The sequence below is a fragment of the Pseudovibrio sp. Ad5 genome, from assembly GCF_001623095.1.
GTDB lineage: Bacteria > Pseudomonadota > Alphaproteobacteria > Rhizobiales > Stappiaceae > Pseudovibrio.
The window spans coordinates 53346-72188 of sequence record NZ_LMCH01000005.1 but is presented as its reverse complement, the minus strand read 5'-3'; the positions used below and the strand labels follow the sequence as shown (position 1 = coordinate 72188).

The 18843-nt window shown below is 50.9% G+C and carries 17 protein-coding genes and 1 tRNA gene; 13 read left to right on the top strand and 5 right to left on the bottom strand.

The annotated features are described in order from the left end of the window. Position 1: 1 nt before the first annotated feature. The gene (gene gltB / locus PsAD5_RS03205; protein WP_084405903.1) at positions 2–4684 is read right to left on the bottom strand and encodes a glutamate synthase large subunit; all 4683 of its coding nucleotides are present in this window, start codon (positions 4682–4684) and stop codon (positions 2–4) included. 723 nt (positions 4685–5407) lie between these two features. Between gltB and PsAD5_RS03200 the strand changes: the two genes are divergently transcribed. The 6 genes from PsAD5_RS03200 (at position 5408) to PsAD5_RS03175 (ending at position 10289) form a co-directional block, all read left to right on the top strand. Next, positions 5408–5701 carry a BufA1 family periplasmic bufferin-type metallophore gene (locus tag PsAD5_RS03200; protein WP_057461822.1) on the top strand — a complete coding sequence of 98 codons (294 nt, stop codon included), beginning with the start codon at positions 5408–5410 and terminating at the stop codon, positions 5699–5701. Positions 5702–5798: 97 nt separating this feature from the next. Further along, entirely contained in the window at positions 5799–6701 is a 903-nt protein-coding gene (bufB, locus tag PsAD5_RS03195) for an MNIO family bufferin maturase (protein ID WP_063290279.1), read from the top strand. Further along, positions 6685–7521: an HvfC/BufC N-terminal domain-containing protein gene (locus tag PsAD5_RS03190; RefSeq protein ID WP_063291069.1), complete on the top strand. Its 837-nt coding sequence runs from the start codon at positions 6685–6687 to the stop codon at positions 7519–7521. Before bufB ends, PsAD5_RS03190 begins: the two co-directional genes overlap by 17 nt. 71 nt (positions 7522–7592) lie before the next feature. Next, the gene (locus PsAD5_RS03185; protein ID WP_057461819.1) at positions 7593–8183 is read left to right on the top strand and encodes a DoxX family protein; all 591 of its coding nucleotides are present in this window, start codon (positions 7593–7595) and stop codon (positions 8181–8183) included. A gap of 133 nt (positions 8184–8316) precedes the next feature. After that, complete coding sequence (locus PsAD5_RS03180; RefSeq protein ID WP_063291110.1) at positions 8317–9174, top strand: endonuclease/exonuclease/phosphatase family protein; 858 nt, start codon at positions 8317–8319, stop codon at positions 9172–9174. A gap of 77 nt (positions 9175–9251) precedes the next feature. Further along, a complete protein-coding gene (locus PsAD5_RS03175; RefSeq protein WP_063291068.1) occupies positions 9252–10289 on the top strand; it encodes a threonine aldolase family protein in 1038 nt (345 codons plus the stop codon). A 576-nt stretch (positions 10290–10865) separates the two neighbouring features. Here PsAD5_RS03175 and PsAD5_RS03170 read toward each other — a convergent pair. After that, positions 10866–11330, bottom strand: a complete 465-nt coding sequence (locus PsAD5_RS03170) for an Hsp20 family protein (RefSeq protein WP_063291067.1) — start codon at positions 11328–11330, stop codon at positions 10866–10868. 344 nt (positions 11331–11674) lie between these two features. Between PsAD5_RS03170 and PsAD5_RS03165 the strand changes: the two genes are divergently transcribed. Further along, positions 11675–12043 (top strand): hypothetical protein, encoded by a 369-nt coding sequence (locus PsAD5_RS03165; RefSeq protein ID WP_063290275.1) that lies wholly within the window; start codon positions 11675–11677, stop codon positions 12041–12043. Positions 12044–12124: 81 nt separating this feature from the next. Here the strand turns inward: PsAD5_RS03165 and PsAD5_RS03160 are convergent, their stop codons facing one another. Next, a complete protein-coding gene (locus tag PsAD5_RS03160) occupies positions 12125–12763 on the bottom strand; it encodes a pyridoxamine 5'-phosphate oxidase family protein (RefSeq protein WP_063291066.1) in 639 nt (212 codons plus the stop codon). A gap of 117 nt (positions 12764–12880) precedes the next feature. Here PsAD5_RS03160 and PsAD5_RS03155 point away from each other — a divergent pair, with 117 nt between their 5' ends. Next, entirely contained in the window at positions 12881–13822 is a 942-nt protein-coding gene (locus PsAD5_RS03155) for an alpha/beta fold hydrolase (protein ID WP_063291065.1), read from the top strand. On the opposite strand, the gene hisN is transcribed toward PsAD5_RS03155, so the two are convergent. Then, positions 13819–14610, bottom strand: coding sequence for a histidinol-phosphatase (gene hisN / locus PsAD5_RS03150; RefSeq protein WP_063291064.1), 792 nt, complete (start codon positions 14608–14610; stop codon positions 13819–13821). The genes PsAD5_RS03155 and hisN overlap by 4 nt on opposite strands. A 440-nt stretch (positions 14611–15050) precedes the next feature. Between hisN and catB the strand changes: the two genes are divergently transcribed. After that, positions 15051–15674, top strand: coding sequence for a type B chloramphenicol O-acetyltransferase (gene catB / locus PsAD5_RS03145; protein WP_063291063.1), 624 nt, complete (start codon positions 15051–15053; stop codon positions 15672–15674). A gap of 23 nt (positions 15675–15697) precedes the next feature. Here the strand turns inward: catB and PsAD5_RS03140 are convergent, their stop codons facing one another. Beyond that, the gene (locus tag PsAD5_RS03140) at positions 15698–16513 is read right to left on the bottom strand and encodes an N-formylglutamate amidohydrolase (RefSeq protein WP_082596602.1); all 816 of its coding nucleotides are present in this window, start codon (positions 16511–16513) and stop codon (positions 15698–15700) included. A gap of 485 nt (positions 16514–16998) precedes the next feature. Between PsAD5_RS03140 and cpdR the strand changes: the two genes are divergently transcribed. The 4 genes from cpdR to PsAD5_RS03120 all read left to right on the top strand — a co-directional run bounded on the left by cpdR (position 16999) and on the right by PsAD5_RS03120 (position 18825). Beyond that, positions 16999–17355 (top strand): cell cycle two-component system response regulator CpdR, encoded by a 357-nt coding sequence (gene cpdR, locus PsAD5_RS03135; protein WP_008551455.1) that lies wholly within the window; start codon positions 16999–17001, stop codon positions 17353–17355. 133 nt (positions 17356–17488) lie between these two features. Then, a tRNA-Val gene (locus tag PsAD5_RS03130) sits at positions 17489–17563 on the top strand. A gap of 191 nt (positions 17564–17754) precedes the next feature. Continuing rightward, positions 17755–17880: a type B 50S ribosomal protein L36 gene (ykgO, locus tag PsAD5_RS03125; RefSeq protein WP_054662728.1), complete on the top strand. Its 126-nt coding sequence runs from the start codon at positions 17755–17757 to the stop codon at positions 17878–17880. A gap of 90 nt (positions 17881–17970) precedes the next feature. Then, positions 17971–18825: a tetratricopeptide repeat protein gene (locus tag PsAD5_RS03120; RefSeq protein WP_208988462.1), complete on the top strand. Its 855-nt coding sequence runs from the start codon at positions 17971–17973 to the stop codon at positions 18823–18825. The last annotated feature ends 18 nt before the right edge of the window (positions 18826–18843 follow it).

Here is an 18843-nt window from a genome sequence, read left to right as displayed (position 1 = left end):
CTTATTCCGCAGCCGCGAGGCCCAGACGCGCAGCTTTCATTTCCTGAAGCGCGCGACGGTATTCAACCGGCATAACTTTCACAAACTTCGGACGCCAGTTCTCCCAGTCATTCAGAATATTCTGAGCTTTGGTGGAACCAGTATACTTCACGTGGTTTTCAAGAATGAGACGCAGACGCTCGTCGTCGTGGCGTGTCATGTCAGCTGACAGATCCACACGTCCTTTGTACTCGATGTCGCCGCCATGGTGATGCAGCTTTTCGAGCAGGTCGTCTTCTTCTTGCACGGGCTGAATGTCTACCATTGCAAGGTTGCAACGGGAGCCAAAAGTACCATCTTCGTCCAATACGTAAGCAACACCACCGGACATGCCTGCTGCGAAGTTACGGCCAGTCTGACCGATTACAACAACAACACCGCCAGTCATGTATTCACATCCGTGGTCGCCAACACCCTCAACAACCGCAGTTGCTCCGGAGTTACGAACTGCGAAACGCTCGCCGCCAACACCACGGAAGTACACTTCACCGCTGGTTGCTCCGTAAAGAACGGTATTCCCAACAATGATAGAGTTTTCCGGCACGATGCGGGTGTTCTCTGGTGGGCGTACGATAATGCGACCACCTGAGAGGCCTTTGCCTACATAGTCGTTTGCATCGCCTTCAAGATCGATCGTCACGCCCTTGGCAACAAAGGCACCAAACGCCTGACCAGCCGTACCTGTCATAGAGATATGGATGGTATCGTCTTTGAGGCCTTTTGCACCGTAGCGTTTAGCAATTTGACCAGAAAGCATCGCGCCAACGGAACGATCAACAGACTTGATCTTTGCCGGGAACTCAACTTTTTCTTTGCTTTCGAGTGCTGGCATCGCGTTGCGAATGAGTTCACGATCCAGAACTTCGTTGATTGGATGCTCTTGAAGCTGTGACCAGCGGCTTTGTTCCTGGGTCGCATCTGGACGATAGAAAATCCTTGAGAAATCAAGGCCTTCAGACTTCCAGTGATTGATTGCAGTTTCTTTGTCGAGCATGTCGGAGCGACCGATGATTTCGTCCAGTTTCCTGACACCGAGTTCTGCCATCAATCCGCGAAGTTCTTCGGCTACATAGAAGAAGTAGTTGATGACGTGTTCCGGAGTGCCTTTAAAGCGTTTCCGCAGAACCGGATCCTGGGTCGCAATACCAACCGGGCAGGTGTTGAGATGACACTTACGCATCATCAAACAACCAGCAGCGATCAGCGGAGCAGTTGAGAAGCCATACTCATCTGCGCCCAGAAGAGCGCCAACAAGTACGTCACGGCCTGTGCGAAGACCACCATCAACCTGCAAAGCGATACGGGAACGCAGGCCGTTGAGAACGAGCGTTTGCTGGGTTTCAGCAAGGCCCATCTCCCATGGAGAACCGGCGTGTTTCAAAGAAGTGAGTGGGGATGCACCTGTGCCACCGTCAAAGCCAGAGACCGTGATGTGGTCTGCTCGCGCTTTGGCAACACCTGCTGCTACTGTTCCAACACCAACTTCAGACACCAGCTTGACGGAGATATCTGCCTCTGGATTTACGTTCTTCAGATCGTAGATCAGCTGCGCCAGATCTTCGATTGAGTAGATGTCGTGGTGCGGAGGAGGTGAAATCAAGCCTACGCCCTGCGTGGAGTGACGAGTCTTTGCGATCACTGCATCCACTTTATGGCCTGGCAGCTGTCCGCCTTCACCCGGTTTTGCACCCTGAGCGACCTTAATCTGGATCATATCAGAGTTGACCAGATATTCGGTTGTTACACCAAAGCGACCTGATGCAACCTGTTTGATCGCAGAACGCATTGGGTTGGGAGATCCGTCCGGCAGTGGGTTGAAGCGTTCGGCTTCTTCGCCACCTTCACCAGTATTGGATTTACCGCCAATCTTGTTCATAGCAATCGCAAGCGATGTATGAGCCTCGCGAGAGATTGAGCCGAAAGACATTGCACCCGTTGAGAAACGCTTGACGATGTCTTCTGCGGACTCAACTTCATCGATGTTGACTGGACGGCGTCCCAGTTCTTCTGCTGATTTGATGCGGAACATGCCACGGATTGTGTAACGGCCAGAGGCTTCGTTCACTTCCTTGGCGAATTCCAGATACTTTTCAGGCAGGTTGTTGCGTACTGCATGTTGAAGAGTGGCGATGCTGTCCGGGGTCCACATGTGGTTTTCGCCACGGGTCCGGTATGCATACTCACCGCCAACGTCCAGCGAGCGACGCAGAACAGGAATGTCCTCAAATGCATCGTGGTGACGAACAACAGTCTCTTCAGCAACTTCTTTCAGGCCGATGCCTTCGATGGTTGTTGCTGTACCGAAGAAGAATTTTTCTACAAATTCTGAATTCAGGCCAACCGCATCAAAGATCTGCGCACCACAGTAAGACTGATAGGTGGAGATGCCCATCTTAGACATGACTTTGAGCATGCCTTTGTTGATGGCCTTGATGTAGCGAGAGACAACCTCATGCTCATCCACTTCCTCAGGGAAAGACCCTTCAGAGTGCATTGAACGGATTGTTTCGAATGCGAGATAGGGGTTGATTGCCTCTGCACCATAACCGGCCAGAACGCAGAAGTGATGAACTTCGCGTGCTTCACCTGTTTCAACCACAAGACCCACTGATGTACGAAGGCCTTTGCGGATCAGGTAGTTATGGACAGCAGCTGTCGCCAATAGTGCAGGAATTGCAATACGGGCACGTGAGATCACGCGGTCAGACAAGATGATGATGTTGTAACCACCATGAACAGCCTTTTCAGCGCGAGCACACAGGCGTTCCAGAGCATCTTCCATGCCCTCGGTCCCCTTCTCAGCAGAGTAGGTGATGTCGAGGGTTTTGGTTTGGAACTGATTGTCTTCGATATCACCAATAGCGCGGATCTTTTCCAGATCAGCATTGGTGAGGATTGGCTGACGTACTTCCAGACGTTTGGAGGTAGAAAGACCTTTCAGATCAAACAGGTTCGGACGTGGTCCAATGAAGGACACGAGGCTCATCACCAATTCTTCGCGGATCGGATCGATCGGTGGGTTGGTTACCTGCGCAAAGTTCTGCTTGAAGTAGGTATACAGAAGCTTGGATTTGTCTGAGAGGACGGACACAGGTGTGTCAGTACCCATAGACCCCAGTGCTTCCTGACCAACGGTTGCCATTGGCTGCATGAGAAGCTTGATGTCTTCCTGCGTGTAACCAAAGGCTTGCTGACGGTCGAGAAGGGTTTCACCTGCAACCGGCGCGCGTTCACGTACGGATGGAAGGTCTTCAAGAACCATCTGCGTGCGGTGCAGCCAGTCTTTATAAGGGTTCGCCGTGGAGAGTTGGCGCTTGATTTCTTCGTCAGAAACAATGCGGCCTTCTTCCAGGTCAATCAGAAGCATTTTGCCTGGCTGGAGACGCCATTTCTGGATGATCTTCTCTTCTGGAATGTCGAGAACACCAACTTCAGAAGACATAACCACGAAGTCATCATCAGTGACGATGTAGCGGGCAGGGCGCAAACCATTACGGTCGAGCGTTGCGCCAATCTGACGACCATCTGTGAAGGCTACCGCTGCAGGTCCGTCCCATGGTTCCATGATAGAGGCATGGTATTGGTAGAAAGAGCGACGGTTTTCGTCCATCAGCGGGTTGCCGGCCCACGCTTCCGGGATCAGCATCATAGCTGCATGCGCAAGGGAATAGCCGCCAGTGGTGAGGAATTCCAAGGCGTTATCGAAGCATGCTGTGTCAGACTGACCTTCGTAAGAGATCGGCCATAGCTTGTTGATGTCGTCACCAAATGCAGGAGAGGATACAGATGCCTGACGGGCTGCCATCCAGTTTACGTTGCCGCGCAAGGTGTTGATTTCACCGTTGTGCGCAACCATGCGGTATGGGTGAGCCAGATCCCATGACGGGAAAGTGTTGGTTGAGAAGCGCTGGTGAACCAACGCCAGCGCAGAGATAAAGCGCTCATCACGCAGATCGTCATAGTAAGCGCCAAGCTGGTACGCGAGGAACATGCCTTTGTAGACGATGGTGCGGCTGGAGAAGGAAACGACGTAGAAGCCTTTTTCTACGCCCTCGGATTTCTCGCGCACCACGTTAGAGATCACTTTGCGCAGGATAAAGAGGCGGCGCTCCAGAATATTGCCATCAGTATTATTTGGTAGAGTTACAAACAACTGACGGGAAACAGGTTCTGTCGCTGCAATATCCGGTGCTTTCGACAAAGAAGAATTGTCGACCGGAACATCACGCCAGCCTAATACTTCAAGACCTTCATCAGAAACACATTCCGCAACGATGCTTTCGCACTGCTCGCGGAGCTTTTTATCTTGTGGAAGGAAGAAGAATGCAACGCCGTATTCGCCAGCTTCTGGAAGATCGAATCCGATCTTCGAGCATTCTTCTTTGAAAAACTCGTGTGGGACCTGGGTCAGCATACCTGCACCGTCGCCCATCAATGGGTCAGCGCCAACTGCGCCGCGGTGTGTCAGGTTTTCAACGATCTGAAGGCCGCTTTGTACCACGTGGTGAGATTGTGCGCCTTTGAGGTTAGCTATAAAGCCGACGCCACAGGCATCGTGCTCTTTGGCTGGATTGTAAAGCCCCTCAGTGGCAGCAGTGCGGAGTTTTTCCGTAACGGTGCCTGTGGTGGTAGCTCGGGTTTTCATAGGTTCCCCCCCACTCATATGCATCGTGTTTCCTCCTTTTTCTGCCATTTTTGGCCTCACTTTCGCTCATCTCAATGTGACCGGTTAAGGTCACTTCCTCGTTCGGGTCGCGGGGAGGTCTTCCTCGCGGCTCGTTCGAAGCCCCGGCACGGCTTGCCCCGGATCTGTCGAATGAAGCACGGCCTCTTTATACATAGGACCGCCCATTCGGAGTTTCCTCCGATCTATCTTACCCCTTTGGCGAGTGCATTGCGATATGTCCGCACGGCACACATTTGGGGGAGAATGTCGCGGCGTTGGGAACGCGCCTACATCCTTCTCTTTTGCGTTGTGTGGATCTCTTAGGTGGATCGCTTGGAAGCTGTCTTCCAGATTGTCATCAACGCATGCGGGATAATAAGGACAGCACTCCTGTCCTTTTCCGCGTCGCGAACATGCCAGATTTCAGAGGGTAGAGCAAGAGCGTTTCAGAAAGTCTTTATTTCTATTCTTTTAATTTTATTAGGCCGATTGTCGCATTGGCATCTAAAACTCAAGTTAGATGCAATAATATTTCAACTATTCACGAACCTGTGAGGACGATGATCTCATTTTATTGATTTAATCGCGTGAAAATAACATGTGTTTGATTTCCCATTGATCGAGTTTTTTGTCAGAACTGTCTTCAGAGGCGAACCGAACCTGTTGAACACATCGCCGAATTTCAATTTGAGGAGTTTTGAAATGTCCAAAAAAACGTTGTCCGCTGCTGTACTTGCAACCGCTGTTACTGCTGCTGTAGCTGGTGCAAACATTACTGTTGCTGAAGCTGCTTCTAAAGAAAAATGTTACGGCGTTTCCCTTGCTGGTGAAAACGACTGTAAAGCGGGCGCTGGCACCACTTGTGCAGGTACTTCCACTGTTGACTATCAGGGCAATGCTTGGACCCTCGTACCAACCGGTACATGTGAATCCATTGAAGTCCCAGGTGACCGTAAAGGTTCTTTGACTGAACTTTCCCGCGATCTGCCTCACTAATCGCTTTACTTTACAATATACTGCGTTGCACCGGGGCGGGTTTTTCCCCTCCGGTGTTTCTTTAAGAAGAAGTCATAATATAGAACGAGGTACTGATATGTGCGCGCAAAGAGTCAATGCAAAACTACCTGCACGAGGTGGCGTGGGCTTAAAAGCTGATCATTATCATCGTATTCTCAATGACAAACCTGACATGGGCTTCTTCGAAATTCATGCGGAAAACTATATGGGTGCCGGTGGTCCTCCACACGGTTACCTTGAAGCGATCCGTCGTGATTATCCAATCTCTCTTCATGGTGTCGGACTGTCTATTGGTGGTGCTGATCCACTGAACAAGGAGCACCTTTCTCGCGTGAAAGATGTCGCTGACCGGTACGATCCGGGCCTTTTCAGTGAGCACCTGGCCTGGTCAACACACGACACCGAGTATTTCAATGATCTTCTGCCTCTGCCTTACACTGAGGTGACATTGCAGCAGGTCGTCGACCATATTGATGAAGTGCAGACCTTCCTTGGTCGTCAGATGTTGCTTGAAAACCCAAGTGCTTATGTGATCTTCAAGGAGAGCACCTATGAAGAAACTGAGTTTCTTCGCGAGATTGTAAAACGAACTGGCTGCGGATTGCTGCTGGACGTGAACAATGTCTTTGTTTCTGCGACGAACTCTGGTGGTTCTCCTGAAGATTATGTGGACCGATTCCCGGTTGAGCACGTACAGGAAATTCACCTTGGCGGGCATGCACCAGAAACAGATGAGCTGGGCTATCCTCTTCTAATCGATGCACATGATCGTAAAGTTGCTGATCCTGTGTGGGCGCTTTATGCGCGGACAATTGACCGGACTGGTCCTCAACCGACTCTTATTGAGTGGGATGCGAATATTCCGACCTGGGAAATTCTCGCTTATGAAGCTGAGCAGGCGGATGTGGTGATACAATCTCACATTGAGACACAGGCCCAAGCCGCTGAGAAGCGGGGTGATCATGTCCCAAGCGCCTGATAGCACTAAGGAAAAGATTGCGTTGAAAGGTTTTGGCGTTCCTTTGCAGGATTTGCAGTCGAACATGCAAGGTTTTGACATGTTTTCGGATGGGCTGATGAATCCAGCTGTCCCTGTGCCCGATGGGGTTGTAGGGCGTGATGGTCATCCCTCTGAGAAGCGTTATGGCGTTTATCGCAATAACGTAATGGCGAGCTTGATTGATGCGATGGCTGCCAACTTTCCAGCAGTACATGATTTGGTCGGGCGTGATTACTTCCGGGCACTTGCTGCGGAGTTCGTTCGCAAGCATCCGCCAGAGCAACCGGTACTGAGTGAGTTTGGGGGCAAGTTCTCTGAGTTCATTGGCGCGTTTCCTCCACTCGCGGACTATCCCTATCTGAAAGATGTTGCTGCGTTGGAATGGGCATGGCTGCGTGTTTACCACGGGCCAAATGCGACGCCTGTTGCGCCGGATGTGTTATCCAAGATTGATCCAGCAAAACTAGGGGATGCGGTGTTTACCCCTATCCCTGCACATAGACTGATTTACTCCCGTTTTCCGCTTAGCGAGATCTGGAAACAGAACCGCTCGGAAGATGTGGAAGGCATCACTCCAGAGGCTGATCAAGTGATTTTGATTTGCCGACCAGATATGGACGTGACACTGACCGGATTGGCTCAGGACGTAGCGGCATTCGCTGATTTACTGTTCTTTGGCAAGACATTGGGAGAAGCTGCAGAAGCGGTTTCATCCTCTTACAAATTCTTTGATCTGTCGCAGGCATTGGGCTGCCTGCTGAGCGCACGCGTGTTCGCGAGCGTGGACGTCAAAGCTTAATATTGATTGCGAGGGGCCGGGCGGTAAGGCCCCCGAGTGGTGGAAAGCACCAGAGGAGGAATCCGATGAGAATGCTTGTAAATTTATACCAGGGCGTATTTGGCTGGCTGGAGCGCGTAACTGAAGGCTGGTTTCTCGGCTTGTCTGCGCGCTTTCTTTTCGCAGGCGTCCTGTTTATGTACTTCTGGAATTCGGCGCTGACCAAGTTTGGTGATGGTGCGCTCGGGTTCTTGTTTCCTTCAACCGGTGCATATGCGCAGATTTTGCCGCATATTACCGAGGCGGCTGGATACGATATCTCTCAGATCCCGTTTTTCCCATATGGCCTGATTGTGCTTTTGGGAACTTGGGGTGAAGTTATCATTCCGGTACTGATTGTTGTCGGCTTGTTTACTCGTGCTGCAAGCATTGGTTTCATTGGCTTCGTGATTGTTATGTCTATCGTGGACGTGGTTGGTCATGGTGTTGATATGCCAACAATCGGTGCACTGTTTGATCGTCATCCATCTGCTTTGATCTTTGATCAGCGCGCACTGTGGATCTTCCTGGCAACTGTGCTTGTGATCCGTGGTCCTGGCGTGTTCTCGCTGGACTGGGTGCTGGGCAAATGGTTTGGCATTCACCACGAAACTGGTGTTTCAGACACAAAGAGCCACGCATAAGGCTACACTGAGAGCCTGACAAACCTGCGGATTTACGTATAGATATTAGAGCGTATCACTGTTGAAGTGATACGCTCTTTTTCGTTTGCGTGTATGACTGGAGCATGCGCACTCAGAACTAAGGGAGATCGTGTTGCAGATCATGTGCCTGAATGGTTGGGGAGGGACGCTCTACTCTGACTTGCTGCCGTATTTATCTCAGGCTGTGCCTGATGTCCTTTGTCTGCAAGAGGTAGTTCATACACCGGAAAGCGATAAGGACTGGCTGACTTATAGGGATGGTGATCACATCTTACCTCAGCGGGCAAATTTCTTCCGTGATGTGTGTGCGGCACTGCCTGAGCATGTTGCCGTCTTTTGTCCTGCTGCTCAGGGTGTGCTGTGGGATGAAGAGCAGTCTATCTCATCTCAATGGGGTCTGGCCACGTTTGTGCATCGTTCCTTTCCCATCGTTGGTCAGGTGCAGGGATTTGTGCACAAAGGTTATGCTGCGGAAAGTTATGGAGACCATCCACGCTCTCGCAGTGCGCATGGAATTCGTGTTTATGACTATGCAACAGATCGTGCCGTGAGCATCACCCATATGCATGGCCTGCGTGACTTGAATGGTAAGAAGGACACGCCAGAACGCTTTGAACAAGCGAAGCGGTTGCTCAATATTTCGCAGGCGGTTTCTGAGCCCGGTGATCTAAGAGTGGTGTGTGGAGATTTTAATGTAGAGCCTGGCAGTGAGACCATTCGTTTGTTGGAAGACGATGGCCTTGTTGAGTTGGTCAATCATTATGGGGTCGAAACCACGCGGAATTCCCATTATAAAAAGCCGGGAAAATTTGCCGATTACATGCTGATTGATCGGGTTGAGGAGATTATAGACTTTCAAGTGCTTCAAAAACCTGAGGTTTCTGATCATTGTCCGCTTGTTTTGACACTGAAAACAGATGCTCAGAAGGATCAACTGTGCAAAGACTCTGTACAAGTGTTGTTGGCCTAGAGAGCTTATGGCGGAGAGCACCGCCCTATAAGCCAAAAATGGCTTGAGTTCCCTCTGTTTGTTGTTATTCAAATCCTATGATTTTTGCGAGTGACAACTGGGCAGGTGCGACGAGTGCAGTTATGACTGCACTTGCGAACCATACAAGCGGCTTTGCCACCGCTTATGGGGTTGATCCATTGAGCCGCTCTATTGAGCAGCAATTCAATGATCTCTTTGAAAAAGAAGTTGCCGTGTTTCTGGTTTCTACAGGAACAGCAGCCAATTCCCTGGCGCTTGCGACCTATGCGAAGCCAGGCGGGGCAGTGTTTTGTCATGAAGATGCACACATCAATGTTGATGAGTGCCATGCTCCGGAATTCTTTACGGCTGGTAATAAGCTGATTGGTATTGGTGGCGAACATGGCAAACTTACGCCTGATGCGCTGCGTACAGCGATGGACAAGGTGCCGGATAACAATCCGATGCATGGCCGTCCTGCTGCAGTATCCATCTCTCAGGTGACAGAGTTTGGGACCATCTACCAGCTTGATGAAATTCAGGCACTGGCAGATGTGGCCCATTCCCGGAATGTGCCGTTGCATATGGATGGCGCCCGTTTTGCGAATGCGTTGGTGTCTTTGGATGTCTCTCCTGCGGAGATGACATGGAAAGCCGGCGTGGATGTTCTGTCCTTCGGTGGTACCAAGAACGGTTGTTGGTGTGCAGAAGCTGTTGTGTTCTTCAACCCTGAAGAGTCCGAGGGCTTTGAATATTTGCGCAAGCGGGCTGCTCAGGTCTTCTCAAAGGCGCGCTTTATTTCTGCGCAATTTGAAGGTTACCTGGAGGACGATGATTGGCTGGCTTCAGCGCGTCACGCTAACGCGATGTGCATGCGTCTTGCCAATGGTATGCGTGATATTGAAGGCGTGCGATTGCCGATCGAACCACAGGCCAACGAACTGTTCCCAGTGTTCACCAAAATACAGGCGGCACGTCTGGAAGCTGCCGGTGCGAAGTTCTATGATATTCCAGCGGATTTCGTCTCAGAAGATGAAGTGTTCCTTCGCTTGGTGACCTGCTTTGCGACCACTCCAGAGATGGTTGACGAGTTTTTGGAGCATCTTCGCGGGTAATCGCGTCAGACTGTTCAATTCGCGATCACATCTTATGATTGCAGTGTCGAGCAATGCAGCATAGAATGCTGGTCTGCGGAGGGATATAAATCCGCAGACCAGCGGGGCACCTGCAAGGGGTTAGCAAGGGTGTTAGAGGCCAACCCTTGCGGTGTCAGTCCAGTGGGTTCAAGGCAAGGCCTTAAGTGAACTAACCTACCCTTCTTATTTTGCGTGTAACTTACCACTCGATAATTCTTAAGTGGCTGAGTGGTCGTAGGGAACGCGGAAATTCCAGAAAATAGAAACAGATGCAGAGAGAGTATCTCTGTGCTTGCTGAAGCGCGCATAAAAGAACGCCCCGCTGGGGCAAGCGGGGCGTTGATTGTGTCTGGCCCTTACTGGGGGGAGAGGCAGCCAGACAAATCCGCATGGGAGGATTGCGGAGGAGGAATCTGTTGATTTGAGTGAGATTGATTGGCAGGGGCGTGCCAATCAATCTTGGAGAGACATCAGAAAATCTAGAATGTTACAAGGGTGGCCACTCGCGAGGGTGGGAGTTTGGGAGGAAGGTCCTCGCGAGGGCTTGGGGCTGCTTTAGTGAGCTACTGTTTCGCCTTCAATTTGTTTGTGTTCTTTTTTGTCTCCAGCCGTGATGTTGATTTTGCGCGGTTTTTTTGCCTCAGGAATTTCTCGGATGAGGTCAATGTGGAGCAATCCGTGCTCCAGACTTGCGCCAATCACTTTCACATACTCGGCGATCTGGAAGCGGCGTTCAAAAGCGCGGGAGGCGATACCCCGGTAGAGAACTTCTTTTTCGTCGCTTTCAGGCTTTTTCTCGCCGGAAACAGTCAAGACATGTTCTTTAGCTTCAATCGTCAGTTCATTTTCCTTAAAACCGGCGACTGCCATGGAGATGCGGTATGCGCTCTCTCCTGTGCGCTCAATGTTGTAAGGGGGATAGGCTGAGCCCTGTTGTTCCGTCCCTGAATCCAGCATGGAGAAAAGACGGTCGAAACCAACAGTGGAACGGTAGAGGGGGGTAAGATCGAAATGACGCATTTTATGTGTCCTCTTTTATGTGACCAACGGGTCATCTGAGCAACGTTCACCATTCGCCGCAAAGCGCGCGGACGATGAAATTTTCCTTTTGCTTACAGTGCCTTCCCATTCGTGGCGAAGGTTCTAAGCGGTGTCAGACCCACTCTGTGGCGCCTGTGATTTTGAGATGGGGACGGGGCGAATAAGTTTCAAGAGTTTTTTTCAAAATAGGTGTTTTTGCAGGAATGGTGCCCGCATTTTCAGATTAACAGAACCTGAACAGACGCTTCTGATCCCGTACATCCGCGCCTTGTTACGTTCTCCTTGTATTCAGGCAAACCCTATTGCCGACAAGGAGAAAACAGATGAATGCTTTGAAGAAAAAAGTAACCGGACTGGCCGCTGCAGCTGTTGTTGCTCTGGGAGTTTCTGGTGCGGCGGCTCCGGCAAATGCAGGCGCTCAATTCACCTACGATGGACCAAACGTAAGCGTTCAGGTCACGCAGGCTCACTATAAGAAGAACCGTCATTGGGAACATGGGCAACACCATGCATTGAACAAGAAGCAGGTGAAACGCCGTCTACGGGCCTGGGGTTATCGCAACTTCAAAAAAGTAAAGCGTAAGGGCGACGTGTATATTGTAAAAGCCAGCTGGCAGGGGCAGCACCGGGCGCGTCTGGTTGTTGATGCCTATAGCGGCTGGATCATCAAGTACCGTTATCTGGGGTACTAAGAAGCATTCCCGAGATCTTAATCTGTTTATCCGTCTGACCTGCCTTCTTGCGATCAAGGCAGGTCTTTCGGTGTTTGGGCTCTAGTATGCTGTTTCTTTAATGCGCCCTGGATAAGCCTTGTCATAGGCATCGCCGTCAAACTCCACTTTTGACAGTGCTTGTGCCATTTGTCCGGCAGTTGGAACTGTTTTGCGGTCTACCTTCGCATCTTCTGTCCAAAGGCCTGAGCGGTAAATGGCTTTCTGGCACTGGTAGTAGATGGTTTCGACCGTGACGACCATGATAGATTTCGGCAGTTTACCTTCTATCTTATGAGCTTCTAGCCGAGCCGGATCTACAGAGATCTTGGCTTTTCCGTTGATGCGGATGGTTTCGCCGACACCGGGGATCATAAACAGCAAAGAGACGCGTGGATCCTGGACGATGTTACGCAAACTATCGATGCGGTTGTTGCCACGACGATCCGGAAACTCGATGGTTTTTTCATCAATGACCTTTACAAAGCCTGCAGGGTCCCCACGTGGAGAGCAGTCGGTTCCTTCTTCAGATACAGTTGTGAGCGCGAAGAAAGGGGAGGCTTCGATAAAGGTTTTGTAGTGCGGAGAAATATAGCCGACTTCTTTATCGATAGAGATTTGTTTCGGACTTCCATAGAGCTCTTCGAGCTGAGCGAGGCTGGTAATCTCGTGGGAAACAGATGTTGGGTCTGTGTCTTGCATGTAAATATCCTTGTTACCGCGTACTGAGATGGAAAAAACTTCCAGAAATTGCGGTTGCGGCCTGTTGCTTGGAAAGGCTATCAAATTGAGAGTGAGAGAACTAGAGGTTACGCGCTGATGGTACTGGTCAATACGGATTTCAATCGGGTTCCTGCGGGAACGGAGTCTGGTTTTATCCAGACAGAAGACAATGTGAAAATCCGTTGGGCTCGTTGGGCTCCGACCGGGTCTCCGCTCAAGGGGACTGTGACCCTTGTTCAAGGCCGGACTGAGTTTATTGAGAAATACTTTGAGGTTGTTGAGGAACTGCGGGCGCGTGGCTTCTATGTGGTGGCTTTTGATCTGCGCGGGCAGGGTGGTTCTGAGCGTTTGTTAAAGAATGAGCGGCGCGGTCACGTTGAGAGCTTTGATGAGTTCGCTCTGGATTTGCACGCTGTTTTGGACAATGTCTCGCTTTCTGGCTGTCCCGGACCGCACTTCCTACTGGCACACTCAACCGGCGGTGCTGTGGTTATGCATGCTAATCGGCGGCTGAAGACTAAGATTGACCGGGCGGTGCTGACAGCTCCCCTCGTCGGTCTTGCGATGAAGGGGCGTATGGTCAAGATGGCAGGTGCGCTTGCCAAGACGCTTGTCTGGGTTGGCATGGGGAACGCATTTGTTCCCGGTGGCAATGACAAAATTCTTGTCGACTATGACGGTAATACGCTCACGTCTGATCCTGATCGCTTTAAGCGGATGAATGCTATTCTTGAAGAGGCGCCTCAGTTGGGGCTGGGTTCTCCGACGGTGAGCTGGTTCCGTGCTATGGGATTGGCGACAGAGCGCTTTAGAGAGCCTGAATTTCAGATTGAATTCGGCGTGCCATCTTTAGTCATCGGCGCGGGAAAGGATCAGATCGTCTCGACTGACGATGCAGAAGAAGTCTGTCGCTCTTGCCCAGGTATGAGTTTTCTGGAGATTCGAGGATCTCGCCATGAGATTCTAATGGAGCGAGATCCTTATCGTGAGCAGTTCTGGGCTGCATTTGATGCATTTATTCCGGGAAGTGCGGATTAAACAGCTACTTGCGCCAGTTTGGTGAGCAGCTCATCGTGGAGGCGCTTGTCGCCTGTGGCAAGCACTTGCCCGCCGTCTGCTGCATTGCCTCCGGTCCAGTTGGTGACAAAACCACCAGCGCCTTCGATGATTGGGATCAGGGCAAGAATGTCGTAGGTGTTCATGCCGGTCTCAATGACTGCATCAAAGCCTGCTGCTGCCACCATGGCGTAGCCGTAACAATCTGTGCTGTAGCGGGTGAGGCGAGCTTCTGCGCAGATCGTGTCCCATACCGGGCGCTCGACTTCATTGAACAAGGCTGGCTCGGTCGTGGTGATGATTGCCTCTGACAAGGATGCGCAGCTGCGGGTTTTCAGAACACGCTTGCCGAGCGGACCAGTCATAAAAGCTTCGTTGCAATCGCCCCAAAAGCGCTCGCTGTTATACGGCTGGCTCATGATGCCTTGAGACGCTTTACCGTTGGTTCTGAGGCCAATCAGTGTGCCCCACAACGGGGTGCCGCAGATGAAAGAGCGTGTGCCGTCGACTGGATCAAGAACCCAGACATTATCGGCATCTTCGCGGACTTTGCCATATTCTTCGCCGATGATACCGTGATCCGGGCGCTCTGCTTCCAGAACCGTGCGGATTGCTTCTTCTGCTGAACGATCCGCGATAGTGACTGGATCAAAGCCTGCTTCCAGTTTGTTGTCTACTTCGTAGCCGCTGCGGAAGTGCTGCATGGTTTTAGCATCTGCCGCGTCAGCAAGTTTGTGAAGAAAGGCGTAATCAGAACTGGAAGAGGTCATATCAATTTATCCGGTAGGAGCAGTCAATTGCATGCGCACCATAGTCAGGATTTGGAAAAGTGCAAATGCCTATGGCTCTGAGGCCGGTTTTAGTTTGAGAATGCTCTTGTTGAAGCCACGCATTGGTGTCTACGACTTACTGCTAAACTATCGCGTGAAACTCATACCAACGGCTATGATCCCTGAAAAATCAGGGTGTTGTCTCAAGGATACAAACTGGCCAATTCGTATAGGAACAGCTTGATTACTGCGCTGAATGCTTGACGTGTTTGCGATGCGATGCGAGTCTTGTTGCAGCGCGACATTCAGTGTCTGCGCCGCCCTTCGCGAAGGGCGTTTCCTCCCTAGACTAAGGGCCGCCTCCAGTTGAGAGCGGCCTTTTTTTTGTCTGGTTGTTAATGTTCTCCGTCGTAGGGAGGTGCAGGCAAGGGGAGAACAAGGTGCCGAATTTTTTTGAGAGTCCGTTTAAGGGGATCCCGCTTCAGGAGCAGGTGATTAATCCCAATATTATTGTTGGAAAGCATTCCTACTATTCTGGATATTATCACGGCCACAGCTTTGATGAGTGTGCTCGATACCTACGCTCAGATGAAGAGACGCAAGACAAGCTGATTATCGGTGCGTATTGCTCTATCGGTTCAGGGGCAGCGTTTATGATGGCCGGTAACCAGGGGCATCGTCCTGAATGGGCCACAACGTTTCCATTTCACTATTTTGATGAGCCTGCTTTTGAAGGAGCTCAGGACGGTTTCAAGCCTGCAGGTTCAACATGTGTTGGCAATGATGTCTGGATCGGTTCTGAAGCGATGATCATGCCGGGTGTGCAGATCGGTAACGGCGCATTGATTGGCAGCCGTGCTGTCGTGACTAAGAATGTACCAGCATATGCCGTTGTGGCCGGTAATCCTGCAACAGTTGTGCGCTCCCGCTTTTCTGAAGAGCAGGTTCAGATGCTATTGGAGATGAAATGGTGGGATTGGACAGATGAAGTCCTGAAAGGGGCCATGCCTCTTATGTGTTCCTCAGATATTGAGAGGCTTTACGACTACTGGCTTGGTTTTTAGGCAGTATGGACTGGGGCTGCAGGTTATTCTGCAGCCAGAGTTTCTCTGGTAAAGCTTTCCGTTACCATCTCGACCAAGGCAGTAATGAACTCCATCAGGTCTTTGCGCAGGTCATGGAAACCTGAGTGTGGCTGGTGGGTGTGCTCATCCATGTAGAGTGCTCGGTTGATCTCAACCTGCAGCGCGTGCACGCCGCGTTCTGGCTTGCCGTAGTTTTCTGTGATGTAGCCGCCAGCATACGGGCGATTGAGAGCTACGTTATAGCCCATGTTTTGCAACAGTCCGACTGCACAGGATGAAAGCCAGGCAGAACAGCTGGTCCCGAACCTATCCCCAATGACGAAGTCGGCTTTGGGGTCGTGGTTTTTGTTTGAGTTGGCGGATGGCATTGAATGGCAGTCTACCAGGACTGCGAGACCAAACTTGTCCTGTACGTTGCTTAAAAGGCCACGCAGGGTGTTGTGGTAGGGCTTGTAGACTTGCTCAATGCGATCCAGCGCTTCTTCTGCCGGAATACGCGTGTGGTAGATTTCTCTGCGCTCACCCACAATGCGGGCGATGGTTCCAAGACCTCCTGCAACACGCAGAGAGCGCGAGTTGATGTGCTTGGGGAGCTTGCCTTCAAACATCTTTGGATCGAGCTCATAGGCCTCTCTGTTCACATCAAGGTAAGCACGCGGGAAGTTGGCTTTTAGAACCGGTGCACCTAGCTGCTCGACATCCTTGATGAGAAGATCGACAAATGCATCCTCGCTTTGTCTGATCTGGGTGGTGTCCAATCGAGAGGCTTGAAGGAACGACGAAAGGTACGCGCGCCCGGAGTGGGGGCTGTTAAAAATAAAAGGGACAGAATGTTCATCTGGGGAGAGTACCTCAAATGCGGGTACCTGATCTCCGGTGTCAAGCGCACTGCTGTAGTTCGCTATCGCCTTAATCTGATGATCTTCCAAAACTGTCACAGAGCCTACATTCCTTAATCACCGCAATCCCGCTCACTATAGAACGAGATCTGCGTATGGGCTAGACATTTGAAAGTTTGCTTATGAAATAGGCAAGAGATGCGCGAGTTTTTGCGTAGTTTGAGGGGGCGGTGTGGCGCTGGACCCTCAGTTGACGCAGAAGTCTCTTTAGAAGTGAACCTGTTTCATTTGTCCCTATTGTTTTGACAGGTATTCCCGAGTAGTTTCCTGTTCCTAACAGCGTACAGTATTCGGAATCTGTCGGATTGCGAGGGGCGAGTGCGTCTGACATATTCTATTTATTTACGGGAGGGCTCTGAAAAGAGAACCCCGTCGCTGCACCTGGAGTTTTAAGGTTGTCGAACATGTCTCGAATTCTGCTCGCGGAAGACGATAATGACATGCGCCAGTTCTTGTCCAAGGCACTTGAGAAGGCTGGGCACACTGTTGTTTCCTTTGATAATGGAAAGAGCGCATACGAACGTATTTGCGAAGAGCCCTTTGCCCTATTGCTAACTGACATTGTGATGCCAGAGATGGATGGTATTGAGTTGGCTCGTAAAGCTACTCAACTTGATCCGGACCTGAAGGTTATGTTCATCACAGGATTTGCTGCTGTTGCGCTTAATCCTGATTCCAAGGCACCTCAGGATGCAAAGGTTCTTTCCAAGCCTTTTCACTTAAAAGATTTGGTACGCGAAGTGGAAAAAATGCTTGTTTAGTTAGTTTTGAGGGGTGAATGTGGAAAGAGATAGCAAATTTCCATTTTTGGACTTGCACGTTCCCAAAATTCCTCTTATACGCCTCTCCACCGCAGCGTTTAAGCGCTGACGGACGAGCTTCTTTGAAAGTTTCGGGCGTGTAGCTCAGCGGGAGAGCACTACGTTGACATCGTAGGGGTCACAAGTTCGATCCTTGTCACGCCCACCATTTTTCGTCGGTTAACATCCTTGATGTATATCCGGCGGAGCGGACCTCGATCTTAGTCCTGCGCCGCTTCGTAAGAATGCAGCGCGGCGAGATCAGAGGTTGTACTAATGAGGCGCTTAGCGCCTCTTTTCACTGGCGGATCGTGGTACTTCAGGATCCCTATAAAATTGACCCTAACCGGGGGTAGGATAATGAAGATTAAGAATTCTCTTAAGGCACTCATGGGCCGCCATCGTGATAACCAGATGGTACGCCGCAAGGGTCGTGTTTACATCATCAACAAAAAGAACCCACGCTTTAAAGCACGTCAGGGTTAAGTTTTCTGCGCTGATTTAAACTAAAACAGCGCGAAAAACCCTTGGTTCTAAGAGTTGCGAGCCGCATGGCAAAAGTGAGATGCTTTTGCCATGCGGTTTTTTTTGTTTGCTCGCCCAAACAGCTCCGTCACAGGGGCATCGACGTTTCTACAACTTCAGCTCTCCGGTTTCTCGGTAGGGGGTTCTTTTTCTCGACAATCTGACAGGTTGAGGCGTTGTGTTGGCGCTTGTGGTGCTGTCGCGCTTGCGTGTTTCCTGCTGCTTGTGGTGGGAGTGGAGCGTTTAGGTGCTTCTGAGCGTGTTGTGGCTGTTGTGGGTCCCGTAGAGGCTCAGGTCACTCGTGGGCTAAAGGGGCATTCTAAGCTCAATACCGGCCCTGAGGCTGCTCTTAATGGTCCTGCTGGCGGTCCTGCTCAGATAGGGCGGTCTGCGCCTGGGCATGGTGTACCCGCTCACTACACGCGTGGGCAGCTTCTGGATGCCTTGTTCCTTGAGCTGAGGGATGCGGATACATTGGGTAATGCGCAATCAATCTCACGGCGCATACACAGCCTCTTCATGCAGTCTGGGAGTCATACGCTTGATCTGCTCATGATGCGTTCTGCTAAAGCCATTGAAGGGAAAGAATACGGTTTAGCGCTTGACTTGCTGGATGCGGTTGTTCGTTTAGATCCCGGGTATGTGGAAGGGTGGAACCGCCGGGCGACCGTATATTTCTTGAAAGAGGATCTGGGGCGTTCACTTGCTGATATTGAGCAAGTGCTTCGGATCGAGCCGCGCCATTATCCTGCGCTCTCAGGTTTTGCCATGATCCTTCGGAAAACTGGAAAGAACGATAAGGCACTTGAAGTGTTTCAGCATGTGCTGAGCATCTATCCGTTGCTGGAGAATGCTCAGGACGCTGTTAAAAGCTTACGTGAGGAGCTGTGGGGGCAGTATCACTAAGCTCTCAAAGACTACTGG